At 74.2% G+C, this 22,278-nt stretch carries 14 protein-coding genes; 9 read left to right on the forward strand and 5 right to left on the reverse strand.

Annotated features, from left to right (window positions below; all coding sequences use genetic code 11):
* Nucleotides 1-73 precede the first annotated feature (73 nt).
* Nucleotides 74-1,330 carry a hypothetical protein gene (locus tag M8C11_RS01110; protein WP_252447869.1) on the forward strand — a complete coding sequence of 419 codons (1,257 nt, stop codon included), beginning with the start codon at nucleotides 74-76 and terminating at the stop codon, nucleotides 1,328-1,330.
* A gap of 68 nt (nucleotides 1,331-1,398) precedes the next feature.
* Here M8C11_RS01110 and M8C11_RS01115 read toward each other — a convergent pair whose 3' ends face one another.
* The 3 genes from M8C11_RS01115 to M8C11_RS01125 form a co-directional block, all read right to left on the reverse strand.
* Nucleotides 1,399-2,199 carry an ABC transporter permease gene (locus tag M8C11_RS01115; protein ID WP_013476303.1) on the reverse strand — a complete coding sequence of 267 codons (801 nt, stop codon included), beginning with the start codon at nucleotides 2,197-2,199 and terminating at the stop codon, nucleotides 1,399-1,401.
* Nucleotides 2,196-3,179, reverse strand: a complete 984-nt coding sequence (locus M8C11_RS01120; protein WP_121684466.1) for an ATP-binding cassette domain-containing protein — start codon at nucleotides 3,177-3,179, stop codon at nucleotides 2,196-2,198. The genes M8C11_RS01115 and M8C11_RS01120 overlap by 4 nt, the downstream gene beginning before the upstream one ends.
* 84 nt (nucleotides 3,180-3,263) lie before the next feature.
* Complete coding sequence (locus M8C11_RS01125; protein ID WP_120569404.1) at nucleotides 3,264-4,502, reverse strand: cytochrome P450; 1,239 nt, start codon at nucleotides 4,500-4,502, stop codon at nucleotides 3,264-3,266.
* Nucleotides 4,503-4,697: 195 nt separating this feature from the next.
* On the opposite strand from M8C11_RS01125, the gene bioA reads away from it, so the two are divergent.
* On the forward strand, nucleotides 4,698-6,059 hold the full coding sequence (bioA, locus tag M8C11_RS01130; RefSeq protein WP_252447870.1) for an adenosylmethionine--8-amino-7-oxononanoate transaminase: 1,362 nt from the start codon (nucleotides 4,698-4,700) through the stop codon (nucleotides 6,057-6,059).
* Between the two features lie 74 nt (nucleotides 6,060-6,133).
* Here bioA and M8C11_RS01135 read toward each other — a convergent pair whose 3' ends face one another.
* Both M8C11_RS01135 and M8C11_RS01140 read right to left on the reverse strand, forming a co-directional pair.
* Nucleotides 6,134-6,871, reverse strand: a complete 738-nt coding sequence (locus M8C11_RS01135) for a thioesterase II family protein (protein ID WP_121684468.1) — start codon at nucleotides 6,869-6,871, stop codon at nucleotides 6,134-6,136.
* On the reverse strand, nucleotides 6,868-13,383 hold the full coding sequence (locus M8C11_RS01140) for a non-ribosomal peptide synthetase (RefSeq protein WP_252447871.1): 6,516 nt from the start codon (nucleotides 13,381-13,383) through the stop codon (nucleotides 6,868-6,870). Before M8C11_RS01140 ends, M8C11_RS01135 begins: the two co-directional genes overlap by 4 nt.
* A gap of 113 nt (nucleotides 13,384-13,496) precedes the next feature.
* Here M8C11_RS01140 and fabD point away from each other — a divergent pair, with 113 nt between their 5' ends.
* The 7 genes from fabD to M8C11_RS01175 are packed head-to-tail and all read left to right on the forward strand — an operon-like array spanning nucleotide 13,497 to nucleotide 22,255.
* A complete protein-coding gene (gene fabD, locus M8C11_RS01145; protein ID WP_252447878.1) occupies nucleotides 13,497-15,746 on the forward strand; it encodes an ACP S-malonyltransferase in 2,250 nt (749 codons plus the stop codon).
* A gap of 45 nt (nucleotides 15,747-15,791) precedes the next feature.
* Nucleotides 15,792-16,733, forward strand: coding sequence for a DUF6039 family protein (locus M8C11_RS01150; protein ID WP_013476308.1), 942 nt, complete (start codon nucleotides 15,792-15,794; stop codon nucleotides 16,731-16,733).
* Between the two features lie 3 nt (nucleotides 16,734-16,736).
* A complete protein-coding gene (locus M8C11_RS01155; protein WP_252447879.1) occupies nucleotides 16,737-18,635 on the forward strand; it encodes a non-ribosomal peptide synthetase in 1,899 nt (632 codons plus the stop codon).
* 1 nt (nucleotide 18,636) lies between these two features.
* A complete protein-coding gene (locus M8C11_RS01160; RefSeq protein WP_120569411.1) occupies nucleotides 18,637-19,602 on the forward strand; it encodes a chlorinating enzyme in 966 nt (321 codons plus the stop codon).
* Nucleotides 19,599-19,829: a phosphopantetheine-binding protein gene (locus M8C11_RS01165; RefSeq protein WP_013287026.1), complete on the forward strand. Its 231-nt coding sequence runs from the start codon at nucleotides 19,599-19,601 to the stop codon at nucleotides 19,827-19,829. Before M8C11_RS01160 ends, M8C11_RS01165 begins: the two co-directional genes overlap by 4 nt.
* Nucleotides 19,826-21,064 (forward strand): beta-ketoacyl synthase N-terminal-like domain-containing protein, encoded by a 1,239-nt coding sequence (locus tag M8C11_RS01170; protein ID WP_252447880.1) that lies wholly within the window; start codon nucleotides 19,826-19,828, stop codon nucleotides 21,062-21,064. Before M8C11_RS01165 ends, M8C11_RS01170 begins: the two co-directional genes overlap by 4 nt.
* A 6-nt stretch (nucleotides 21,065-21,070) precedes the next feature.
* On the forward strand, nucleotides 21,071-22,255 hold the full coding sequence (locus M8C11_RS01175; RefSeq protein WP_252447881.1) for an NAD(P)/FAD-dependent oxidoreductase: 1,185 nt from the start codon (nucleotides 21,071-21,073) through the stop codon (nucleotides 22,253-22,255).
* Nucleotides 22,256-22,278 lie beyond the last annotated feature (23 nt).

Here is a 22,278-nt window from a genome sequence, read left to right on the forward strand (position 1 = left end):
ACGGGGGCGGGGGTCCGGTTGCCGGACCCCCGCCCCTGCGCCCAGTCCCGCACGTCAGAGGAGAGGTCCCACAGTGACCGAGTTCGCCCTCGACGCACCGGTCCTGGTCCGGCCGTACACCGCCCGCAGAGACGGTGACTTCGCCGTGATCGGTGACGACAGTCGTCAGGTCTACCTGTCCATCCCGGCCGAGGGCCTCGACCTGCTGGAGTGGCTGCGCGACGGCGCCACAGTCGGTGAGGCCGTCCGCCGCTTCGAGGCGACGCACGCGGCGTCGCCGGACGCCGACGCGTTCCTCCAGGCGCTGGCCGACGAGGGGTTCCTCGCCCCGGCCGGCGCGCACGACCCGCCGCCGGACGCCGAACCGGCCCGGGCGCGACGCGCCGGGCATCTGGAGTGGCTGTCCCCGCACGCCGCACGGCGCCTGCTGAGCCGGCCCGTGCTCGCCGTCTGCGGTGTGGTCGTCGGAGTCGCGGTCGCGATGGCCGTCGACCGGCCGGGGCTGGTGCCCGGGCCGTCCAGCCTCATGTTCCACTCCCACTTCTGGGCCTACCTGCTGGTCGTCCTCGGCATCGCGGTGATCGGCGTGTGGCTGCACGAGCTGGCCCACGTCGTGGGGGCGCGCGCCGCCGGCACGTCGGCCCGCATGACTGTCGGCAACCAGATGTACGCCATCGTCGCGCAGACCGACCTGTCCGGCATGTGGATGGCGTCCAAGCGGGAGCGTTTCGTCGCGGTGCTGGTCGGGCCGCTCGTCGACGTGATCGGCGCGGCGCTGCTGTTCATCACGCTGTGGCTGAACGACGTCGGCGTCCTCGGGCTGCCGGAGCCGGTACGGCTGGTGGTGGCCGGCGTGCTGTTCACGTCGTTCATCCGGCTGCTCTGGCAGACCTTCCTGTTCCTGCGTACCGACTTCTACTACCTGATCACGACCGCGCTGGACACCCGGAGCCTGATGGCCGACACCGGCGCCTACCTGCGCAACCTCGTCCGGCGGGTGCTGCGCCGCCGGCTCATCGACCAGTCCGGGGTCGGGCGCGGCGAGATGCGCACCATCCGGATCTACGCGGTCGTCTGGGTCCTGGGCCGCGTCGTGGCCCTGGCCGTCCTGTTCACCGCGACCATCCCGCTGCTGTGGTTCTACCTGGTCCGGGTCGTCGGCTTCTTCCGCGGCGACGAGATGACCGGCCAGTTCACCTGGGCCGACGTGCTCGCGCTGGCGATGCTGTCGTTCCTGCTCGACGGCGGCGGCACCCTGATGTGGCTGCGGTCGCTGCGACGTTCCAGCCGGCTGCGCCGCCGCGCGCCGGACCGCGTCCTGGTGGAGTAGGCCCCCCACCGACGACGACTCCGCCCGATTGCACGGGCGGAGTCGTCGTCCGGCGGGAGGCGGGCGTCTCAGCGCCCGGCGGACCTGCGGAACTGGGCGATCGCCAGCGGGATCGACAGGGCCAGCAGAGCGCCGATCCACAGCGCGGAGGCGGCGACCGGGTGTTGCAGCGGCCAGACGTCCGGCGCGGTGGACGGGTCGACGTTGCCGAACTGGACCCGGACCGCCTGGACGATCGCCGAGACCGGGTTCCACTCGGCGACCGGTTGCAGGACGCCCGGCATGGAGTCGATCGGCACGTAGGCGTTGGAGAGGAAGCCCAGCGGGATGGCGATGGTGAAGCCGGTGCTGCTGACCGCCTCCGGCGCCCGGGACGCCAGCCCCACCACGGCCATCAGCCACGACAGCGCGTACGCGAACGCCAGCAGGATCAGGAATCCCAGCGCCGCCTCGGGCACCGACGTGCGGCTGCGCCACCCCACGACCAGGCCGAGCAGCGCGGTGACGGTGATGACCACACCGCTGTTCACCAGGTCGCTCGTGGTGCGGCCGACGAGCACCGCGGACCGGGAGATGGGCATCGACATCAGCCGGTCGACGATGCCGTTGCGCAGGTCGGCGGCGATCGCGGTGCCGGTGTTGACGGCGCCGAAGAGGACCGCCTGCACGAAGATGCCGCCGAGCAGGTACTCGCGGTACGGCACCCCCTGCGCGTCGATCGCGCCGCCGACGATGAAGCCGAACAGCAGCGTCATCATCGCCGGCGCGATGGCCGCGTTGAGCAGCATCTCCGGTACGCGCAGGATCATCCTCAGGTTGCGCTTCGCGACGACGACGCCCTCACCGAAGGCCAGTACGACGGCGTTCACTGCTTCTCCTCCACGGTCTCCTTGGCGGGCTCGTCGCCGGTCCGCCGGCCTGGGCCGGTGAGGGCGAGGAAGACGTCGTCCAGCGTCGCCGTGCGCAGCGCGGCGTCCCGGACCGGGATGCCGGCCTGGCGCAGCAGCCGCGCGCCGGCCAGGAGCGTGTCCACGCCGTCGCCGGCCGGCACGGAGATCCGGCCGGCGGCCTCGTCCACGCTGGCCGGTCCGGTGCCGAGCGAGGTGAGCACCGCCTGTGCGGCGGTCAGGTCGGCGTCCGGCCCGAGGGTGATCTCCAGGCTGGTGCCGGAGACCCGCCGCTTCAGCTCGTCCGGCGTGCCGCCGGCGACCACCCGGCCGTGGTCGATCACCACGATCTGGTCGGCCAGCCGGTCGGCCTCCTCGAGGTACTGGGTGGTCAGCAGCAGCGTCATGCCGCCGGAGACCAGCTCACCGATGGTGTCCCACAGCGCCGTCCGGCTCCGGGTGTCCAGGCCGGTGGTCGGCTCGTCGAGGAACAGCACCCGCGGCGTACGGATCAGCGCGGCGGCCAGGTCGAGGCGCCGCCGCATGCCGCCGGAGTACTCCTTCGCCCGGCGGCCCGCGGCGTCCACGAGGTCGAAGCGTTGCAGCAGCTCGTCGGCCCGCTGCCGGCTCTGCCGGGAGCCCAGGTGCAGCAGCCGGCCCAGCATCTCCAGGTTCTCGAACCCGGAGAGGTTCTCGTCCACGGCGGCGTGCTGCCCGGACAGGCTGATCACCCGGCGTACCTCGGCGGCCTGGGTGACCACGTCGAACCCGGCCACCTCGGCCCGGCCGCCGGTCGGGGCGAGCAGTGTGGTGAGCAGCCGGACGGCGGTGCTCTTGCCCGCGCCGTTCGGCCCGAGGATCCCGGTGATGGTGCCCTCCGGCACCACCAGGTCCAGGCCGTCCAGCGCGGTCACCTTGTCGAACTGTCTGCGTAGCCCGTCAGCGACGATGGCGTTCGCCACGTCGTCTCCTCCCTCTGCGGTTCGGTCGGGATGCTCACCGGCCGGCCGGCCGAACCGCAGTGGGAGCCGGTCGCGCCGGCCCGGTCAGAACTCGACCGTGAGCGCGGTCAGCCCGCGCAGCGTGAGCCCGGGCCGCCAGGGCGTCTCGTCAAGGCTCTCCGCCGGGCGCAGGTCGGGCATCCGGGCGAGCAGCGTGGTGATGGCGACCTGCCCCTCGACGCGGGCCAGCGGCGCGCCCAGGCACATGTGGGCGCCCCGGCCGAAGGCGAGGTGCCGGTTCGCGGTCCGCTCGATGTCGAGCCGGTCCGGCTCCGAGTAGCGGCCCGGATCGCGGTCGGCGGCCGCGAGGACGCCGATCACCATCTCGCCGCGGCTGATCGGCACGCCGCCGATCTCGGTGTCCTCGGCGGCGAACCGCGGGAAGCTGATCTCGATCGGGCCGTGGTAGCGCAGCATCTCCTCGACGGCGCCCGGCGCCAGCTCGGGCTTGTCGCGCAGCAGCCGCAGCTGGTCGGGGTTGCGGAACAGCGCCAGGACCATGTTGCCGATCAGGTGCTGCGTGGTGCCGAGGCCGCCGACCACGAGCAGCGCCACCATCTTCAGCAACTCGTCGTCGCTCATCCGCTCGCCGTCGGCCTCGGCCAGGGCCATCCCGGAGATCAGGTCGTCGCCGGGCTCGGCGCGCTTGCGCTGGATCAGCGCGTCCAGGTAGCGCACGAACTCCTCGATCTCGGCCATCACCTGGGCCGGGTTCATGCCCTGCGGCGCGGACTGCGCGGACGTCGGGTCCAGCGACAGCAGCAGTTCGGACCAGAGCCGGAACCGGTCCCGGTCGGCGCGGGGGATGCCCAGCATGTCGGACATGACGGTGAGCGGCAGCGGCACCGCGAAGTCCTCGACCAGGTCGAAGGTCCGCCCCTCACGTTCGAGCAGCCCGTCGACGAGCTGGTCGGTGATCTGCTGGACGCCGGGGCGCAGCCGCTCGACGTACTGCGGCGTGAACGCCTGCTGCACCAGCCGGCGCTGCCGGGTGTGCTCGGGCGGATCGACGCTGCCCATGCTGCCGCCGAGCAGCCGCACCACCGCCTCGGGCAGCGCCGGCGCCTCCATGCCCTCGGGCATCACTGTCGGGCTGGTCTTGAACCGGTGGTAGTCGGTGAGGAAGCTGGTGCACTCGTCGTAGCCGGTGACCAGCCAGACGTCCTGGCCGGTGGGCATCCGGACCCGGGAGACCGGGTTGGCGTCGCGGAGGGCGGCGTAGGTGTCGTAGGCCGTCTCCCGTGCGGCGGGCGACATCAGGTCCGGTTGTTCGGAGGTCGTCACGTCGGCGTCCCCTCTCCAGCGTTCGGCCGCACCGGTCGGCGCCGGCTCCGGATGAGCATTTCCGGGCCATGGCGACACCTCTGCTCAGAGTTGAGCACCGGCCACCCTGCGCACTACTGCGCAGACGTCACCGGCCCTCTTCCGGTGGACTGCGTGCTGTTGTCCTGGTTCCCTTCGATGACGGAGCGCCGACGCATGGACCTCGAAACCACGGAGACCGAACGCCTGCGCACGCTGGACCAGCAGCGCGTGTGGCACCCGTACACCCCCACCGACGCCTACCTCAACGCCAAGCCCCTGGTGATCACCCACGGCGAGGGTGTCTACCTGGTCGACAGCGACGGCAACCGCTATCTCGACGCGGGCTCCTCGCTGGGCGTGAACATCCACGGCCACCAACGTCGGGAACTGAACGAGGCGCTGGCCGCGCAGGCGGCGAAGATCGCGCACACCACGCTGTACGGCATGACCCACCCGGGCGCCGCGGAACTCGCCGACCGGCTGGTCCGGCTCGCCCCGGAGGGCATCGACAAGGTGCTGTTCCTGGAGTCCGGCTCCAGCGCCGTGGAGACGGCGATGAAGATGGCGTACTCCTACTGGGTCTTCAAGGGATCGCCGCAGCGCAACAAGTTCGTGTCCATGGGCGGGGCCTTCCACGGCGACACCGTCGGCGCGCTGTCGGTGGGCCAGATGACGATCCTGAAGAACTTCTACCAGCCGCTGCTGCGCGAGACCAGCTCGTTCGCCCAGCCGTACGCGTACCGCTGCGGGTTGTGCAACAACAACTGCAACCTGGCCTGCGCGGACACGCTGGAGGAGGTGCTGGAGCGCGAAGGCGACGAGGTCGCCGCCGTGCTCGTGGAGCCGCGCGTGCAGAACGTCAGCGGCATGATCGTGGCGCGCGACGGTCACCTGGCCCGGGTCGCCGAGATCGCCCGCCGCTACGGCGTCCTGCTCATCGCCGACGAGCTGGGTGTGGGCTTCGGCCGTACCGGCCCGATGTTCGCCTGCCAGGCCGACGGCGTGTCGCCCGACATCCTCTGCGTCGGCAAGGGCCTGACCGGCGGGTACATGCCGTTGACGGCGACGATGGCGTCCGCGGAGGTGTTCGACGCGTTCCGCGGCGACGGCAAGATGCTGCTGTCCGGGCACACGTTCTCCGGCAACCCGCTCGCCGTCGCCGTGGCGCTGGCGAGCCTGGACCTGTTCGAGAAGGACGACCTGATCCGGCACGGCCAGGCGCAGGCCGTGGTCCTGGCCGAGGAGCTGGACAAGTTCCGCAGCGTTCCGCACGTCGGCGACATCCGCCAGTGCGGCCTGCTGGCCGCCGTCGAGCTGGTGGCCGACGTGGAGACGCGCGAGCCGTTCCCGATGGAGCTGGGCGTCGCGACCCGTATCACCGAGCGGTGCCGCGAGCTCGGCATGATCATCCACTCGGCGCCGAGCGACACCATCGTCATCGTGCCGCCGCTGGTGATGACCGAGGAGGAGCTGCGCACGATGTCGCGGATCCTGCTCCAGGCGACGCAGGAGGTCGTGGCCTCGCTGTCCGCCTGAGCGCGGGAGAACGGGAACGGGACGGGCGCGGGCCCGTCCCGTTCCGTCGTCTTCAGGACCGGCTCAGGACCGGCTCAGGACCGCACGGCGAGATCGGCCAGGAGCGCCTCGGCCAGCTCGGCGGGCGGGCCGGCCAGATAGAAGTGACCGCCGCTGAACACCCGCAGGCTGAAGCCGGCCGACGTGACCTCGGCCCAGGAGCGCATCTCCGTCACGTCGACCTCCGGATCGGCGTCGCCGGTGAACGCCGACACGGGACAGCGCAGCGGCGGGCCGGGCAACTGCCGGTACGTCTCGTTGACCGCGAAGTCGGCGCGCAGCCCCGGCAGGAACAACGCCATCAGGTCGTGCCGCCGCAGCACCTCGTCCGGCGTGCCGCCCAGCGCCGCGACGGCCGGCAGGAACTCGTCCGCGCCGAGCGTGTGCCGGTCCGGCCGGCGGGCGGGCAGGTGCGGCGCGCGCCGGCCGGAGACGAACAGCCGCGCCGGACCGTTCGGCCCGGCGGACAGCCGCCGGGCGGTCTCGTACGCGACCACCGCGCCCATGCTGTGGCCGAACAACGCGTACGGGCGGTCCGCGTGCGCGGCGATCGCGGCGGCCAGCGGCGGCACGACGTGCTCGATGCTGGTATACGGCGGCTCCGACAGCCGGGACTCCCGGCCGGGCAGCACGACCGGGCAGACGCCCAGGTACGGCTCCAGCGCGGCGCGCCACGGCCGGAAGAACGAGCCGCCGCCCCCGGCGTGCGGGACGCAGTACAGCAGCATCGGGGCGTCCGGGTCGGCCGGGCCCTTGATCCACCGGTTGCTCATCGTTCCTCCTCGTCGGACCGCAGCACCACGTGCCCCACGGTGCCGGTCGCGCCGACCGCCGTGACGAGCGCGCGCAGCGGGACGCCGGTCCACGGCTCGGACCGGCGGACGAACCGCACCGGCAGCGCGCCGAGGTCGACGAGCGGGTGGGGTGCCTCCGCCACCAGGGTCGGTACGAGCCGGCGGTGCCGCAGCTGGAGGAGCACCTTGGTCAGCTGCGCGAGTCCGGACGCGGCCTCCGCGTGGCCCAGGTTCGGCTTGAGGGTGCCGATCGGCACGCGTACCCCCTCGGGACCGGGCGCGGCGGCGGCCAGGAACCGCCCCACGGCCTCGATCTCGGCGGCGTCGGACAGGGCGGCCCCGGAGGCCGCGCACTCGACGTACCCGATGTCGGCGGGGGTGAGCCCGGCCCGGCTCACCGCCTCGGCGAGCGAGCCGGCCAGGGTGGCCGCGTCGGGCGTGCCGAACCGGCTCGTCGCGCCGCTGTGCCCCACCCAGGTGCTCTCCACCACGGCGTCGACGCGGTCGCGGTCCCGGCGCGCGTCGCCGAGCCGGCGCAGCAGCAGCGCGCCGGCGCCCTCGCCGGGCGACCAGCCGCCGGCGGCGGCGTCCAGCGCCCGGTGCGGCGTCTCGGCGACCAGGCCCAGCCCGCGCAGCACCGCCACGTGGTACGGATGCGCCAGCAGGTTCACCGCGCCGACCACGGCGGCGTCGCAGTCGCCCCGGTCGAGGCTCTCGGCCGCCTGGCGCAGCGCGGTCAGCGCGGAGGAACAGGAGGTGTCCACGGCGACGCTCGGGCCGCGGAAGTCGAAGGTGTGGGAGATCCGGTTGGCGATCTCCGAGCCGGTGCCGGAGATCCGGGCCGGGTCGCCGTCGCGCCACCGGTCGGTGCCGGCCAGGCGGTGGTCGTGCCACATCACCCCGACGAAGACACCGACCCGGCCGAGGGACGCCGGGGTGTGGCCGGCATCCTCCAGGCACGCCCACACCACTTCGAGCAGGACGCGTACCTGCGGGTCGAGGACGGCCGCCTCGGCCGGTGCGATCCCGAAGACCATGCTGTCGAACGTCTCCAGGCCGGACAGGTAGCCGCCGGCCGGTCCGGCGCCCCGCCCGGGCGGGGGTGACGTGATCGCGCAATGGCCGGCGTCGAGGTTGCGCCAGAGCGTCCCGACGTCGTCCGCGCCGGGGTAGCGGCCGGCCACCCCGACGACGGCGATCTCGTGCGGTCCCGCGGCGGGCGGTGGACCGGCGGCGGGCGTCTCGGTCTCGTCGTCGCGCGTCACCGGACCGCACAGGAACGCCTGCTGGAACACGTGGTCGTCGTCCAGCCGCAACGCGGCGCGCACCGGCGCCTCGGCGACCGCGCCGACCGGGCACAGCCCGAGGCCGTGTTCGGCCTGGGCGCCCATCAGCACCTGGCCGAGGTAACCGGCCTCCAGGGCGAGGTACCGCTCGGCGTCGTCGCCGTAGAGCGGGCGGATCGCCCGCGTCTGCCCGACGAGCAGGATCTGGAACGCCGCCCGGTCGTACACCGGCCGGTTGTAGACGAAGTGCGCGGTGCGGTCCAGGGCCGCGCCGTCGCCGATGCGGCGCAGCGTGTGCTCGTCGGGGTGGTGGTAGTAGACGCCGGCCGGCAGCCCGGTGACCCGGTCGCCGGGCACGTGGACGTAGACCTGCACGCCGTAGGTGTCGCCGGCCGACGGGTACAGCCGCCGCGCCCGGTCGCCGTCGGGCAGCGGGCGCAGCAGGCCCAGCAGACCCGCCACCGTGGACAGCGGCACGGGCCGGTCGAGGAAGTCGCGGCGCGAGGCCCGCCGCCGGTACCACCGCCGCGCGGGACGCTCCCCGGACAGGGACACCGCCTCGCCGTCGTCGCGCAGGTCCAGCCGGGCCGCGGCGAAGGCGGACCGCTCGGTGGGGGAGAGCACGTCGACCGTCCGCGGCGGCGCGGCCGCCGGGGGCGGGTCCGCGGGTACGGGTGCCGGCGGGCCGGGCGACAGGTGCGCGGCGATGCCGTCGATCGTCGGGTTCTCCAGCAGCGCCGCCACCGGCACCCGGGTGCCGAGACGCTCGTGCAGCCGGGCCGAGACCTGGACCATGGTGAACGACGTGGCGCCCTGGTCCCACAGGTCGGCCGCCGGGTCGACGGTCTCGCCGAGCAGGTCGGCGAACAGTTCCGTGAGCACCTGACGGACGCCCGGTGCGTGCGGGGCGTCCGCCGGTTCCGGCGGCGCGACCGGTGTGTGTGCGGCGTCCGGCGCGGGCGGCGTGACCGGCGGCAGCGGCCACGGCAGGGCGGCGCGGTCCAGCTTGCCGTTGTCGGTGGCGGGGAACTGCTCCAGCACGGCCAGGTGGCTCGGCACCATGTAGTCGGGCAGCGTCTCGGCGGCGAAGGCCCGCAGGTCGCGTACGGCCGGGGCGGCGCCGCCGGAGGACAGCAGGTACGCCACCAGTTTGCGCTCGCCGCCCTCCTCGCGGGCGACCACCACCGCGTCCTTGACGCCCGGATGGCCGCGCAGCCGGTGCTCGATCTCGCCGAGTTCCACCCGGAACCCGCGGATCTTCACCTGGTGGTCGGCCCGGCCCAGGAAGGTCAGGTTGCCGTCCGGCAGGAACGCCGCCCGGTCGCCGGTGCGGTACATCCGGTCGCCGGGCGGCCCGAACGGGCACGGCACGAACCGGTCCTCGGTGAGGTCCGGGCGGTTGTGGTAACCGACGGCGAGCACCTCCCCGGCGATGTAGAGGTCGCCCTCGACGCCGGGCCGGCACGGGCGCCGGTCGTCGTCCAGGACGTAGTAGCGGGCGTTGTCGATCGGCCGGCCGTACGGGATGCTGCGCCACCCGGGGTCGACCGTCCCGACCCGGTAGAAGTTCGACCACACGGTGGCCTCGGTCGCCCCGCCGAGGTTGACGATCTCGGCGGCGGTGAAGCAGGCCCGCAGCTCGTCGGGCAGGGACAGCGGCGTGTGGTCCCCGCTGAGGAACACCAGCCGCAGGTCGGTGGTGCCGGGCCCGCCGCGGTGCGCGGCGGTCAGCGGTACGACGTGCGCCAGGGTGGTCGGCGCGGAGTTCCAGAACGTGACCGGTTCCCGCAGCAGGACGTCCAGCAGCAGCGCCGGGTCCCTCTGCTGCTCGGAGTCGGCCACATAGATCGAGGCGCCGTAGCCGAGCAGTCCGAGGATGTCGAACACGGACAGGTCGAAGCCGAGCGACGTCACGCACAGCCCGGTGTCCTCCGGTCCGAAGCGGAACGTCCGGCGCGCCCAGTGCAGGAGGTTGTGCACGGCCCGGTGGGTGACCGCGACCCCCTTGGGCCGGCCGGTGCTGCCGGAGGTGAAGATGACGTACGCGAGGTCGTCCTCGCCGGTGCACGGCTCCGGGTCCGGTACGGCGGCCGAACCGACCCGGTCGGCGTGGACCACGGCGATCCCGTCCGGCCGGCCCGGCGCGGGCAGGTCCAGGTCACCGGTCGTGACGAGCGCGATCGCGCCCGCGTCGGCGAGCATCAGCGCGGCCCGCGCCGGCGGCAGTGACGGCTCCACCGGCAGGTAGGCGCCACCGGCCTTGAGCACGCCGTACACGGCGGCGACCATGAGCGGCCCCCGGGCGACGCTGATCCCGACCACCGATCCGGCGCCGACGCCCGCGGCGCGCAGCCGGACCGCGATCCGGTTCGCCACCGCGTTCAGCTCACCGAAGGACGTGGTCCCGCCGCGCCAGCGTACGGCGACCGCCTCGGGCCGGGCCCGGGCCTGGGCCTCGAACAGCAGGTGCACCGGCCCGGCGTGCGGGAACTCGACGGCGGTGTCGTTCCATCCGTACAGGACGTCGCCGAGGTCGGCCAGCTCGGCCAGCGCCGACCGGTACGCGTCGAAGATCCGGTCCAGGTCGTCGTCGCCGATCGCGCCCTCGGTGGCGTCCCAGAACAACCGCAGCGTGTCGTCGCCCTCGTCGATCGCGATGCAGTCCAGCGCCACGTCGGGTGTGCACGTCAGCCACGGGCCGGCTGTCACCCCGTCCGGCAGCGGCACGTCGCCGAGTTCGAGCAGCCCGGTGCACACGACCGGGTAGCCGGCGCCGCCGTCGCGCATCCGCCGCAGCACCAGCCGCCGCAGCTCGGCCAGGCCCGACGCGCCGTCCGCCGCCGCGTCGGCGCTGATCTGCCGGTCGTAGCGCTCGGCGAGGTCGAGCAGGCCCTCGCCCGGCTCGCCCGCGGCCAGCCAGCTCAGCGCGGTCAGCTCGGCGGGCCGGAACGGCTCGGACCGCGGCGTCCACCGCACCAGCGGCACCGCGAAGCGGTCGTGGTGGCAGGTGCCGAGCGCGGTGGTGAGCGCGGCCATGAGCAGCGCGTCGAGCGCGAGGCCGCGTTCCCGGGCCAGCCGCCGGATCCGCGTCCAGCCCGGCACCCGGGCGGTACGCCGCCGCCGCGGCCCGGCGTGCGCCTCGATCGGCGGGCCGGGCGGAAGGTCGGCCAGGCGGTCCTGCCAGTACCGGCGGGCGTGCGGGTCCGGCGACGCCTGCGGCGCGCGGGGCGGCCCGGCCACCGGCGTGCCCGGGTCGGCGTAGCGGCGCATCAGCTCGCGCAGCAGCAGGTGGATGCTGCGGCCGTCGGCCACCAGCAGGTCCAGCGCCACGTGCACGGTCGCCGCGCCGGCCTCGTCCACCTGGACGCGCAGCTCGCCCTGGGGGAGCCGGCCGAGCGGGAAGGCCCGCCCCACCATGTCCCGCTGCACCGCGTCGGACGGCGGCCCGCCGGGCCCGGTCACCGGGATGTGCCACCGGTCCGGCACGTCGTCGCGGGTGACCAGCCGGCCGTCCGGGGTGACGACGGTCCGCAGCGGCTCGTGCGCGGCGAGCAGGCCCAGCCACGCCGACTCCAGCCGGGACAGGTCGAGCCGGTCGACGGCGAAGGCGTGCACCACCTGGCAGCCGCTCCACGGCCCGGTGCCGCCCGTGGTCCGCGCCACGAAGTACGCCTGCTGGAGGTCGTTGAGGGGACGGCCGGCGTCGTCGGGGACGGGCCGCAGCCAGCGCAGCGTGTTGACGAACCAGGCGAAGGTCGCGGCGACCACGCCCGGGGCGAAGGCGTCCTCCGCGACGTCCCACCGCACGCGCAGCTCCCCGTCGCGCTCGCCGATCTGCGCGTCGAGCGTGACGCCGGTGGTCTGGCTGACCGCGTACCGGCCGTCGGCGCCGGTCCCGCCCACGTCGAGCAGGCTGGTGAACACCACCGGCAGCCGCGCCGGGACCGGCAGCCGGCGCGACCGCAGCTCACGGAGCGCGGCCACGCCGGGCACGTCGGCGTGTTCGAGGTCGCGGCGCAGCCGGTCGTCGACCGCCCGGGCGGCCTCTCCGAACGGCCGCCCGGCCGCCGGCTCGGCGACGAACACGGTGGTCGAGGTGAACGGCCCGGGCACACCGGCCGCGTCGGCGGGCAGCCACAGCCGGCTGTTGGTGGTGAGCACGAGCGAGAACGCCGCGTCGGCGCCGGCCCGCCGCAACGCCTCGGTGAAGGCGGTGAGCACCACAGCGGTCGGGGAGACGCCGAGATCGCCCGCGTACGCGGTCACCGCGGCCCACTCGCGCCGCGTCAGCGCCGCCGTGTACGGCACCCGGACCGGGCCGGGCTCGGCGCCGGAGGTGGGCAGCGCGGGTCCGGGCGGCAGGTCGCGCAGCGCGTCGGCCCAGTACTCCAGGCCGGCGCGGTACCCGTCGCCGTCGCGGTGGGCGGCGAGCGCCACGCCGAGGTCCCGCAGCGAGGCGCCGGGGGCGGGCAGCTCGCGCCCGGGGTCGTCGTAGAGCGCCCGGAGCTGCTCGACGAGCAGCTCCAGCCCGGCACCGTCGACGATCGCCGCGTCGACGCTGAGGTGCAGCACGCCGCCGCCGTCCGGGGCACGGGTCACCTCGACCGTCCACAGCGGCTCGTCGGCCGGGCCGTAGGAGTGGTGGGAGAGGCGACGGCGTACCTCCTCGGCGTCGGCGCCGACCGGCATGGTCCAGTCCGGCGGCCGCTCGGCCACCCGCTGACGCCCGTCCGCGGTCAGCACGAGCCGCAGCGCCTCGTGGTGCCCGACCAGCCGCCCCCACGCCGCGCGCAGGCGGTCCACGTCCAGGTCGGCGACGTCGTACTCGCGGTAGAGGTGGCAGCCCGGCCCGCCGGTCGCCTTGGCCAGCAGGTAGCCCTCCTGGAGCGGGGTGAGCGGGAACGGCTCGTGCCGCCGCCCGGGCTCGGCGCGTACGTCGGGACGCAGCCCCGCGCCGGCGGGCGCGGCCCGGGCGGCCAGCTCGGCCAGTTCCCGGGCGGTGGCGCAGCGGCGCAGCGCGTCGGTCGGCAGCTCGGTGCCGAACGCGGCGCCGACCTCCAGCAGCACCCGCGCGGCGGCGAGGGAACCGAGTCCCAGGTCGCCCAGGTCCGTGTCGGCGTCCGCCGTGACTCCGGCGGGCAGCACGCCCGACAGGACGTCCAGGACGATCTCCACGCGGTCCGGGATGGCGGTCTGCTCGTTCATGCGCTCCCCGCTCCGAAGGCCGGCCCTGTCGCCGCAACCTAAGCGGCGCCGGACCGGGCGTGCTGCTCAACTCTGGGCAGCCAGTGCGTCCGGCGGGCCGGACAGTCCAAGTCGTGTCCACCAGACCGAAGTCCGCCTGGGTGTTCCCGGGGCAGGGCGCGCAGCGCCGGGGCATGGGCGGTGACCTGTTCGACCGCTTCCCGGCCGAGTGCGCCGCCGCCGACCGGATCATCGGCGTACCGGTGGCCCGGCTGTGCCGCGACGACGCCCTGCTCGGCGACACCCGGTACGCGCAGCCGGCGCTGTTCGTGGTCGGCGCGCTCGCCTACCTGGCGGCACGCGACGAGGAGCCGCCGCCGGACTACCTCGCCGGGCACAGCCTCGGCGAGTACGCGGCGCTGTTCGCGGCCGGCTGCCTGGACTTCGAGGACGCGCTGCGCCTGGTGTGCCGCCGCGGCGAGATCATGGCGCGGGCGGCCGGCGGCGGCATGCTCGCCGTGCTCGGCGAACGGCTGGACCGGCTGCCCGGGGTGCTCGCCGACGCCGGTGTCGACGACGTGGACGTGGCCAACGACAACGCCGACGGCCAGGTGACGCTCTCCGGCCCGCGCGAGTCGCTGTCGGCCGCGGCGCGGGCGGTCACCGCCGCCGGTCTGGGCCGCTGCGTCCCGCTTCCGGTGGCCGCCGCGTTCCACTCGCGGTACATGCGCGCCGCCGCGGCCGAGTTCGCCGACGTGCTGTCGGAGGTCCGGTTCGCGCCGCCGCGGGTGCCGGTGATCTCCAACGTCACCGCCCGGCCGCACGACCCGCTGCTGCTGCCCGACCTGCTCGCCGTGCAGCTGCGCCGCCCGGTGCGGTGGCGCGAGACGATGGCGTACCTGGTCGGCCGCGGCGTGCGCACGGTGCGTGAGCTGGGTCCGGGCCGGGTGCTGACGGACCTGTTCCGCCCGGTGCTCGCGGCGGCACCGGCCGTGCCGGACGGCGGCGACCCGGGACCGGCGGCGCTCGGCTGTCAGCGGTTCCGCGCCGACTACGGCGTCACGTGGGCCTACCTCGCCGGCTCGATGTACCGCGGGATCAGCTCGGTGGCGATGGTCGCCCGCCTGGGCAAGGCGGGCCTGCTCGGCTTCTTCGGCGCGGGCGGCTTCGACCGCGACGAGGTCGAGGCGGTCCTGCGCTCGCTCACCGCGGATCCCGGCCCGGGCCGCTTCGGCATGAACCTGCTGGCGATGCCGGACAACCCGGCGCTGGAGTCGGCGCTGGCGGAGCTGTACGTCCGGCACGACGTCCGCTACGTCGAGGCGGCCGGGTACACCGGCGTCACCGCGGCGCTGGTGCGGTTCCGGTTCGCCGGCGCGCACCTGAGCGCCGACGGCACCCCGGTCGCCGTCCGGCACGTCGTGGCGAAGGTGTCCCGGCCCGAGGTCGCGGCCGCGTTCCTGGCACCACCGCCGGCGTCCGTGCTCGCCGCTCTCGTGGCCGAGGGCGCGCTGTCCGCCGGGGAGGCCGCGGCGGCGGCGCGGCTGCCGGTCAGCGGCGACCTGTGCGCCGAGGCCGACTCGGCCGGGCACACCGACGCGCGGTCCGCGCTGACGCTCGTGCCGGACCTCGTCCTGCTGCGTGACGCGGAGATGCTCCGGCACCGCTACCCGGAGCGGATCCGGGTCGGCGCCGCGGGCGGGCTGGGCACCCCGGAGGCGGTCGCCGCGGCGTTCGTGCTCGGCGCCGACTTCGTGGTCACCGGCTCGGTCAACCAGGCCACCCCGGAGGCCGGGACGTCACCGGAGGTCAAGGATCTGCTGGCACGCGCCGGGATCCAGGACACGGCGTACGCGCCGGCCGGCGACACGTTCGAGTTCGGTTCCCGCGTGCAGGTGCTGCGCCGCGGCACGATGTTCGCGGCGCGGGCCACCCAGCTGCTCCAGCTCTACCACCGCTACGGCACCTGGGACGAGGTGCCCGCCGCGACCCGCGACGCCGTGGAACGGACCACCTTCCGCCGGCCGTTCGCGCAGGTGTGGCGGGAGACCGAGCGGCACTACCGGGCCACCGGCCGGGCCGCGGAGGTGGAACGGGCCGACCCGCGCCGGCGGATGGCCCTGGCGTTCAAGTGGTACTTCGCCCACGCCACGGACGTGGCGCTGCGCGGCGACACCACGGAACGGGCGAACTTCCAGGTCCACACCGGACCGGCGATGGGCGCCTTCAACAGGTACGTGCGCGGCACCGAACTGGCCGACTGGCGGCTGCGGCACGTCGACGTCATCGCCGAACTGCTGATGCGCGGGGCGGCCGACGTCCTGCGCCGGCACTGTCCGCCGGTGGCCAGTAGTGAGCAGAGCGGCTGCTCCGATGCTGACTAGCGTGTCCGGGCGCCCACCGAACCAGCCGAAGCGAAGGAGTCTCCGATGACCACCACGTCGAGTCCGCCGTTCGTGTTGCCGACCGCCCAGGCCCAGACCTCGATCGACCGGGCCGCGATCCTGCACTCGGGCAACGCCGGCGTGATCGTCGAACGGGTCGGTCAGTTGCGTGCCGAGTTCCGCTCCGAGGCCCGGCAGTTCGCCCGGGAGCTGTCGGAGTACCTCAACACCAACTACGCCGGCATCATCACGGTGTTCGTCTACGAGGAGACCTTCGGCACGAAGGACCGCCTCCACTGGCTGATGCACCTGAAGTCGCTGCACGCGTACGAGACGCTGATCGAGATGGGCAGCCGCGACGCCGGGTGGCGGGACATCATCATGCGCCAGCGCATCGACCCCGCGCGCGGCGGCGGCACGTGGGACCGGATGTTCCTCGACGGCGACCTGCACGAGACGGTGCTCATCCCGTCGGCCTTCGGCATGTACGGCACGTCGGACGAGACGCCGGACTCGGTGCGGACCACCGAGGGCGCGGCCACGTTCACCGTGCCCACCGCGCAGCTCCAGACCGACGTGCCGGTCGAGGACCAGCTCAACTCCGCCACCTGCGGCATCCTCATGCACCGCACCGGCGAGCTGCGCTACGAGTTCCGCGCCGAGGGACGCGCGTTCGCCCGGGCGCTGTGCGAGAGCTGGAACCGGGCGCTGGCCGGCCACGCCACCATCTACCTGTACGAGGAGGCGTTCGGCCGGTCCGACCGCATCCACCACTTCATCCACCTGAAGTCGCTCAGCTCGTACTACACGCTGATGGGCGTCCGCGCGATGAGCGACCCCGCCACCCGCGAGGTGTTCACCCGCCAGTGGATCCCGGAGGAGAAGGGCGGCGGGGGCTGGGAACGGATGTTCGTCCAGTCCAGCCTGTCCGACCTGTCGCTCACGCCCCAGCACTGGGGCATGTACGCCACCAAGACGGAGCGGTGACCGATGCCCGTGACTGACTGCCTGCACACGATCTTCGCCCGGCGGGCGGCGGAACAGCCGCACCGGATCGCGGTGACCTGCGGCGACCACCGGCTGTCCTACAGCGAGCTGGACCGGCTGTCCGGTGAGCTGGCCGAGCGGCTGCGCGGGTACGGGGTGCGCCCCGGCGTCCACGTCGGAGTGTGCGTCGACCGCTCGGTCGACCTGGTCGTGTCCGTCCTGGCGGTGGTCAAGGCGGGTGGCGCGTACGTGCCGGTGGACGCCGAGCATCCGGCCGCGCGGGTCGCGGCGGTGCTGGCCGGCAGCCGGGTTCCGGTGACGGTGGCGGTGACCCGGACGGCCGACTCCCTCGCGGAGTGGTCGGGCCCGGTGCTGTGGGCCGACGACAGCGAGGACGACGACGCCGCCGACGACGACGCCGCCGACGACGAGGACACCGACGGCGAGGACACCGACGGCGAGGACCCGCAGGGCGAGGTCACGGCGGTCGAGGTCACGGCCGGCGACGGTACGGCGGGGCGGGCCGGCGGCACCGGCGCCGTGCGGGAGCCCGCCGCCGAGGCCGGACCGGACGACCCCGCGTACGTCATCCACACGTCGGGTTCCACCGGGGTGCCGAAGGGCGTGGAGGTGACCCACCGCAGCGTCGTGGCGCTGCTGGAGCACGGCGCCGGACGGTTCGGCTTCGGCAGCGACGACACGTGGACGCTGTTCCACTCGATCGGCTTCGACTTCTCCGTCTGGGAGCTGTGGGGCGCGCTGCTGTCCGGCGGCCGGCTCGTCGTCGTACCGGGGCGCGTGGCCCGGACGCCGGCGCTGATGCTGGACCTGGTGCGGCGCGAACAGGTCACCGTGCTCAACCAGACCCCGTCGGCGTTCCGCCAGTTCGCCGCCGCCTACCTGGCCGACGAGGGCCCGGACGAGCTGCGCCTGGTGGTGTTCGGCGGCGAGCGGCTCGACGTCGGGGTGCTGGCACCGTGGATCGCCCGGCGCGGCGACGACCGGCCGGAGCTGGTCAACATGTACGGCATCACCGAGGTGACGGTGCACGCCACCGCCCGCCGGATCGTCGCGGCGGACTTCGACCGGCCGTCGGTGAGCCCGATCGGCCGGCCCCTGCCCGGCGTCCGGATCGAGCTGCGCGACGAGACCGGCGCGGTGGTGCCCGACGGCACACCGGGGGAGCTGTACGTGGCGGGCGCCGGGCTGGCGCGGGGATACCTGCACCAGCCGGAGCTGACCGCCGAGCGGTTCGTCACCTCCGGCGGTGAGCGCTGGTACCGCTCCGGGGACCGGGCCGTGCGGACCGACGGCGACCTGGTCTACCTCGGCCGGGTCGACAGGCAGTTGAAGGTCCGCGGCTACCGGATCGAGCCGGGGGAGGTGGAGGCGGCGGTCCTGGCCCATCCCGGCGTCGGCACCGCGCTGGTGACCGCCCAGGACTTCGGCGAGGGCGACGTACGCCTGGTCGCCTACGTCACGCCCCCGCCCGGCGCGGACCCGGACACGCTCACCGAGGCGGACCTCGCCGCGACCGTGGCGGACCTGCCCGGCTACCTGCGGCCGTCCCGCTTCCACGTGGTCGCCGACATCCCGCTCACCGTGCAGGGCAAGGCCGATGTGGCGGTCCTGAACCGCCTGGCCGAACCGGCCGGCGACGACGCCGTGTCCGGGGTGAAGGCGATCGCCGACGAGGTGCTGCGCCGCGACGTGCCGGTGGACGGCGACCTGTTCGACCTCGGCGCCACGTCGCTGGCCCTCACCCGGATCGTGGCCATGGTGAACGACCGGTTCGGCATCGCGCTGACCGGCGCCGAGATGGAGGAACCCACGGTCGGGTGCCTCGCCGAGGTGGTGGACGCGTCCCGACGCCACCATTCCCTGCAACAGGTAGGAGGATGACATGGAGGACGACTACACGCTCACCGACGAGGAGCTGGCCGGCTTCCACCGCAACGGGTACTTCGGCCCGTTCCCGGTGTACGAGGTCGAGGAGATGCAGCGGCGGTGGCGGCGGGAACGGCTGCGCCTGCTGGACCGCTCGCACGCGGTCTACCAGGACGAGGCCGCGCTCTCCGGCAACACCAACATCTCCAACTACGACCGGCACCTGGACAACGAGTTCCTGGCCGACCACATCTGCCACCCGCGGATCGTCGACCGCGTCGTCAGCGTGCTCGGCCCGGACGTGCAGTGCTGGCGGTCGGAGTTCTTCCCCAAGTACCCCGGCGACGAGGGCACCGACTGGCACCAGGCCGACACGTTCGCCAACGCCTCCGGCAAGCCGCAGATCCTCTGGCCCGGCGACGCGAAGGACTTCGGCGGCACGATCACCGTCTGGACGGCCTTCACCGAGGCCAACGAGGAGACCGGGTGCCTCCAGTTCATTCCGGGCACCCACCGGACGATGTTCTACGACGAGACCAAGCGCATGCACTACGACCCGTCCTCCATCAACAGCACCGACAAGGACGGCGTACGCCGCGGCTTCTTCGGCTACGACTACCGCGAGCTGCAGATCGACCCGGACTGGAAGCCCGACGAGTCCAAGGCGGTGTCGATGGTGATGCGGCCCGGCGAGGCGATCATGTTCTGGTCCACGCTGATGCACGCGTCGCTGCCGCACGCCGGGCGGACCGAGGAGATGCGGCTCGGCTTCGCCGGCCGGTACGTGCCGGTGTCGGTGGACGTCTACCCGGACACCGACGTCATCGAGGAGTACGGCGGTGCCGTGTCGCTGGACCGCTGGGGCTCGGTGCTCGTCGCGGGACACAACGGCAACCCGCACAACCGGATGGCGACCGAGACCACGCGGGGTCACCGGTTCACCCGGCGGGACCGCTCCGGGGCGCGGGTGTCACCGGCATGACCGTCTTCGAGGTCGTGAAGGCGAGCCTCGTCGAGGTCGTCCCGGACGTCGACCCGGCGAGTGTCACCGCCGGGCGCACGCTGAGCGACCTCGGCTGCACGAGCATCGACCGGGCCGAGGTCGTGACGCTGGCCATGGAGCGGCTCGGCATCGTGGTGCCGATCTCCGAGTTCCGCGACGTCAACGACCTCGACCGGATCGTCGAGCTGCTGCGGACACACATGTGAGCACGGTCGCGGTGACCGGCACCGGGATCGTCTGCGCGATCGGGGCGGACGTCCCGTCGTTCACCACGGCGCTGCGGGCGGGCCGCAGCGGTGTCGTCGGCACCGCTGACGGCCTGGCCGCGCCGATCACCGGGTGGTCGTTCGAGGACGCGGTGGCCGGCGCGCCCGAACCGCTGCGCCGCCGGGCGGTCCGGGCCGCGGCCCGGGCGCCGCGGCCGGTGCGGGCCGCCGTCGCGGCGGCGCTGCAGGCGTGGACCGGGGCCGGCCTGTCCGGCGCCCGGATCCCCGGCGACCGGGTCGGCATCGTGGTGGCCGGGCACAACCTGACCGCGCGCTACACGCACGAGCTGTACCGGACCTGGCAGGAACGGCCGGCGTACCTGCCGGCGCGGTTCGCCCTGCACGTCCAGGACACCGACCACGTCGGCACGCTCAGCGAGGTGCTGTCCGCGACCGGCGAGGGGTTCACCGTCGGCGGGGCGTCGGCCAGCGGCAACGTCGGCATCGTGCACGCCGCCCGGCTGGTCGCCGCCGGTGCGGTGGACTGCTGCGTCCTGGTCGGCGCCGTCACCGAGCTGACACCGATGCACCACCGGGGCTTCGCCGTGCTCGGCGCGCTCGCCGAGCCGGGCGGCGACCCGGCCGCCGCCTGCCGGCCGTTCGACCAGGACCGGCGCGGTTTCGTGCCCGGCGAGGCCGCCGCGGCGCTGGTGCTGGAACGCCCCGCCGCCGCGGCCCGGCGCGGTGCGGAGGTCCTGGCGACGGTGCCCGGGTACGCGCTCGGCCTGGACGCCAACCGGCTCGCCGACCCCGACGCGGCCGGGCAGGCCCGCGTGATCCGGGCCGCCCTGGCCGCCGCGGGGCTGGCCCCGCACGAGGTGGACTACGTCAACGCCCACGCCACCGGTTCCCGGCTGGGCGACGAGACGGAACTCGCGTCGCTGCACGACGTGCTCGGCGCCGCCGCCGGCCGGCCGTGGGTGAACGCCACCAAGGCGCTGACCGGTCACTGCCTCGGGTCGGCCGGGGTGGTCGAGGCAGTCGCCACAGTCGCGCAGCTCACCGGCGGCTTCGTGCACCCCAACCCGAACCTGGCCCGACCGATCGACGCCCGGATCCGGTTCGCCGGCCCCGGGCCCGAGCCCGCCCGGCTGCGGTACGCGCTGTCCACCGGCTTCGGCTTCGGGGGCGTCAACACGGCCGTGGTCCTCGCCCGTACCGCCGATGGAGGTTGAACGATCATGTACGACGTCGTCGTCGTCGGGGCCCGCTGCGCGGGCGCGCCGACCGCCATGCTCCTGGCCCGCCAGGGCCACCGGGTGCTGCTGCTGGACCGCAGCGGCTTCCCGGCCGACAAGCTCTCCACGCTCTACATCCAGCAGCCGGGCGTCGCGCGGCTGGCCCGCTGGGGCCTGCTGGACGCGCTGCGGGCCACCGGCTGCCCGCCGCTGGACCACGTCGTCTACGAGCTGGGTGACGTACGCGTCGAGGGCTGCTGCAGCGGCATCGACGGCATTCGCGCGGCGTACGCGCCCCGCCGCTCGATCCTGGACCCGCTGCTGGCCGGCGCCGCCGTCGACGCGGGCGCCGAGTTCCGCGACGACTGCCGGGTCACCGGCCTGCTGTGGGAGGACGACCGGGTCGTCGGGGTGCGCACCGACCGCGGCGACGAGCGGGCCGCGCTGGTCGTCGGCGCCGACGGGATGCGCTCCACGGTCGCCGGGCTCGTGAACGCGCCGACGACGACCGCCCACCCGCCGCTGACCTGCGCGTACTACGCGTTCTGGGACGGGCCGAAGACGCACTTCGAGATGTACGAGGGCGACACCGGCTGGGTGTCGGCGGTGCCGACGAACGACGGCGCGGTGCTCATCGCCGCCTACTACCCGCAGCAGCGCTTCGACGAGGTCCGGCACGACGCGCAGGCGGCCTACCTGGACAACGTGCGGACCAACGCGCCGCGGCTGTTCGAGCAGATGGAGCGCGGCCGGCAGATCGGGGCCGTGCACGGCACCGGCGACCAGCAGAACTTCTTCCGCCGCGCGCACGGCCCCGGCTGGGCGCTCGCCGGCGACGCCGGCCACCACAAGGACTCGCTGACCGCGCGCGGCATCTCCGACGCGTTCATGCAGGCCGACCTGCTCGCCGAGACGGTGGGCGAGCACCTGGGGGACCGGACACGGCTCGACGCCGCGCTGGCCGACTACGACCGGGAACGCGAGCAGCGGCTGATGGAGAACTACCAGGCGACCCTGCTGGTGGCCCAGGCCGAGGCGCGGGACAAGCGCCGCGCGCTGCTGCGCGCCGTCGGCAGCAGCCCCGAGCTGACCACCCGCTACTTCGACGCGGTGGCCGGGATCGTCTCGCTGCGGGAGCTGTACACCCCGGAACTGATGGCGCTGATGTCCGCCCCGACGGCCACCTGACACCGCGCCCTATTGAGCAGACA

It is taken from the genome of Micromonospora sp. CPM1 (assembly GCF_023896895.1).
Classification (GTDB): domain Bacteria; phylum Actinomycetota; class Actinomycetes; order Mycobacteriales; family Micromonosporaceae; genus Micromonospora; species Micromonospora tulbaghiae.

Coding starts and splice junctions, on each gene's coding strand:
- bioA (WP_252447870.1), top strand. CDS start 4,698: ATGGACCTCGAAACCACGGAGACCGAACGCCTGCGCACGCTGGACCAG.
- M8C11_RS01135 (WP_121684468.1), bottom strand. CDS start 6,871: ATGAGCAACCGGTGGATCAAGGGCCCGGCCGACCCGGACGCCCCGATG.
- M8C11_RS01140 (WP_252447871.1), bottom strand. CDS start 13,383: ATGAACGAGCAGACCGCCATCCCGGACCGCGTGGAGATCGTCCTGGAC.
- M8C11_RS01150 (WP_013476308.1), top strand. CDS start 15,792: ATGACCACCACGTCGAGTCCGCCGTTCGTGTTGCCGACCGCCCAGGCC.
- M8C11_RS01155 (WP_252447879.1), top strand. CDS start 16,737: ATGCCCGTGACTGACTGCCTGCACACGATCTTCGCCCGGCGGGCGGCG.
- M8C11_RS01160 (WP_120569411.1), top strand. CDS start 18,637: ATGGAGGACGACTACACGCTCACCGACGAGGAGCTGGCCGGCTTCCAC.
- M8C11_RS01165 (WP_013287026.1), top strand. CDS start 19,599: ATGACCGTCTTCGAGGTCGTGAAGGCGAGCCTCGTCGAGGTCGTCCCG.
- M8C11_RS01175 (WP_252447881.1), top strand. CDS start 21,071: ATGTACGACGTCGTCGTCGTCGGGGCCCGCTGCGCGGGCGCGCCGACC.